The sequence below is a fragment of the Monashia sp. HAY1-5C genome, from assembly GCF_056755255.1.
This window is the reverse complement of sequence record NZ_JBPGXG010000275.1, coordinates 1-809: the sequence shown is the minus strand read 5'-3', so window position 1 is coordinate 809 and position 809 is coordinate 1. Positions and strand designations below refer to the sequence as shown.

The following is an 809-nucleotide window of genomic DNA, read 5'->3' as shown; positions in this document are numbered from 1 at the left end:
GCCCTGCAGGAACGCCTCGGTGGCCTCACGGCCCGACTTCGGCTGGATCTTCACGTGGTCGGTGACGAGGCTGCGGATGTAGGCCAGCCCGGCGGCCTTGTTCGTCCCGCCGGCGCTCTCGGCGGCGTACGGGGCGAGGAGGTTCCACTTCGCCGAGCCCGACGAGAACGGGTTCGGCGTGACGACCTCGACACCCGGCTTGAGCAGGTCGGCCCAGTCCTTGATGTGCTTCGGGTTGCCCTTGCGCACGACGATCGTCACGACCGACCCGAACGGGATGCCGTGGTGCTCGCCGGCGTTCCACGACGGGTCGACGAGGCCGGCGTCGACCAGCCTGGTGACGTCCGGCTCCACGGAGAAGTTGACGAAGTCGGCGGGCGCGCCGGCGGCGACCTTGCGGCTCTGGTCACCCGAGGCGCCGTAGCTCTGCTGGAACTGCACGCCCTTGCCGGCGGCGGTCTTCTGGAACGCCGGGATGACGGCGTCGAAGCCGACCTTGGGCACCGCGTAGGCGTACAGGCTGATGGTGCTCGTCGTTGCGGCCGCGGCCGTGGAACCCGGCTGCACGACCGTGTCGCTGGCCCCGCCGCCGGCGCAGGCCGTCAGGCCGATCGTCGCGCTGGCGGCGATGACGGCGAGGAGGATCTGGGGGCGTCGCACGGGTTGCTCCTTGGGCTCTGAAGAGGCGGTGAGGGGTGCGCGGTTGGTGCGAGCCGGGCGGTGCCGATTCCCATCCGCTGAGTGGGAGTTTGAAATAGCAAACCGTTACCGGTCAAATAACGTCTACTTATGTCTCACGGTGTGGAACC

Annotated in this window: 1 protein-coding gene; it reads right to left on the bottom strand. The window is 69.0% G+C overall.

Annotation, left to right across the window (positions count from 1 at the left end; genetic code table 11):
• A partial coding sequence (locus ACR9ZK_RS21620; protein WP_481344019.1) for an extracellular solute-binding protein occupies positions 1-660 on the bottom strand: 660 nt, incomplete at its 3' end.
• Between the last annotated feature and the right edge of the window lie 149 nt (positions 661-809).